2 protein-coding genes are annotated in these 1,864 nt (G+C 62.7%); both read left to right on the top strand.

Features of this window, described 5'->3' with window-relative positions:
* Position 1: 1 nt before the first annotated feature.
* Positions 2–961, top strand: a complete 960-nt coding sequence (locus tag EN994_RS29485) for a quinone oxidoreductase (RefSeq protein ID WP_127308057.1) — start codon at positions 2–4, stop codon at positions 959–961.
* Between the two features lie 133 nt (positions 962–1,094).
* Positions 1,095–1,864, top strand: a 770-nt coding sequence (locus EN994_RS29480; protein ID WP_164746321.1) for an ATP-binding cassette domain-containing protein, incomplete at its 3' end; no start/stop codon positions are given.

Below are 1,864 nucleotides of genomic sequence, written 5' to 3'. Positions count from 1 at the left end.
CATTCATGCCAATGGCGGCCCGGAAGTTCTGACCTATGAGGACGCTGATCCCGGCCAGCCGGGATCCGGGCAGATCCTGGTCCGGCACACCGCGATCGGCCTCAATTTCATCGATGTCTACCATCGCTCCGGTCTCTATCCGCCACCCGGCGGCTTCCCGCTCGTGCCAGGCAGCGAAGCCGCCGGCGTGGTGCTGGAGGTCGGCCATGGCGTCGACTGGCTGAATCCGGGCGATCGCATCGCCTATGCCGTGACGACGGGGGCTTACGCGCAAGAACGCGTCATCGATGCCAGCCGCGTCGTCAAGGTTCCGGATGGCATCAGCGACGAACAGGCCGCAGCGATGATGCTGAAGGGCATGACCGCGGAATATCTGCTGCGCCGGACGTTCAAGGTGAAGGCCGGCGACACGATCCTGTTCCATGCCGCTGCAGGCGGCGTCGGCCTGATCCTCGGCCAATGGGCAAAACATCTCGGCGCCACCGTCATCGGCACCGCCAGCTCGTCCGACAAGATCGAGCTCGCCAGGGCGCATGGTTTCGATCACGTCATCAACTACAAGGAACAGGATTTCGTCGCCGGCGTCGCCGCCATCACCGGCGGCAAGAAATGCGATGTCGTCTACGATTCGGTCGGCAACGACACGTTTCCGGCTTCGCTCGACTGCCTGCGGCCGCTCGGCATGTTCGTCAGCTTTGGCCAGTCCTCGGGACCTATACCGCCGTTCAGCATGTCGTTGCTGGCACAGAAGGGCTCGTTGTTCGCAACAAGGCCGACACTGTTCGTCTACAACGCAAAACGCGAGGACCTCGACGCTTCTGCTGCCGCCCTGTTCGAGGTCGTGCTCAGCGGCGCGGTCGAGATCCGGATCAACCAGCGCTACGCGCTGAAGGACGCCGGCAAGGCGCATTCCGACCTCGAGGGCCGCAGGACCACAGGGACGACCATTCTCATCCCTTAGTTCGTTCTGCCTTGCTATCCCTTGAATTTCCGCTGAAATTCTTGAAGCTCTTTCAAGACGTGTGCCGCTTTCCGATGAGAGCCGGCCGCGCCTACCATGCCTGCGGGAACACAGAACATGTCTGGCTAACCAGATGGGAGGCACTGTGAGTGCAAATCAGGACGGCACGAACCTGCTTGAGGTGCGTGGCCTCACCAAGATATTCGGCACGCTGACGGCGTGCGATCATATCGATCTCGACATCGCCAGGGGTGAGATCCACGCCTTGCTCGGCGAAAACGGCGCCGGCAAGTCGACGCTGGTCAAGATGCTTTTCGGCTCGCTGGAGCCCAATGCCGGCGAGATCTTCTGGAACGGTCAGGCCGTCAGGATTTCCAGCCCGGGCGTCGCGAAAAAGCTCGGCATCGGCATGGTGTTCCAGCATTTTTCGCTGTTCGAGGCGCTGACCGCGGCCGAAAACATCGCGCTGTCGCTGGACGACGGCTCGCCGATCAGCAGCATCGCTGCGAAGGCGAGGGCGCTTTCCTTCAGCTATGGCCTGCCGCTCGATCCTGAATCGCTGGTCGGCGACCTGTCGGTGGGCGAGCGCCAGCGCATCGAAATCATCCGCTGCCTGCTGCAGACGCCGCAGCTCATCATCCTGGACGAACCGACCTCGGTGTTGACGCCGCAGGAAGCCGACAAGCTGTTCGAGACGCTGGAGCGCCTGCGCTCGGAAGGCAAATCCATCCTCTACATCTCGCACCGGCTCGAAGAGGTCAAACGCATCTGCGACCGCGCCACCGTGCTGCGCCACGGCAAGGTGGTCGGCCATTGCAATCCGCGTGAGGAAACAGCCTCTTCGCTGGCGCGAATGATGGTCGGCAATGAGGTGCAGGCCGTGGTGCGCGCGCCGGTCGAGGG

It is taken from the genome of Mesorhizobium sp. M7A.F.Ca.CA.002.09.1.1 (genome assembly GCF_003998555.1).
Taxonomy (GTDB): Bacteria; Pseudomonadota; Alphaproteobacteria; order Rhizobiales; family Rhizobiaceae; genus Mesorhizobium; species Mesorhizobium ciceri.
Note: the sequence above shows the minus strand (reverse complement) of the source record. Positions and strands in the feature narration are given on the sequence as shown.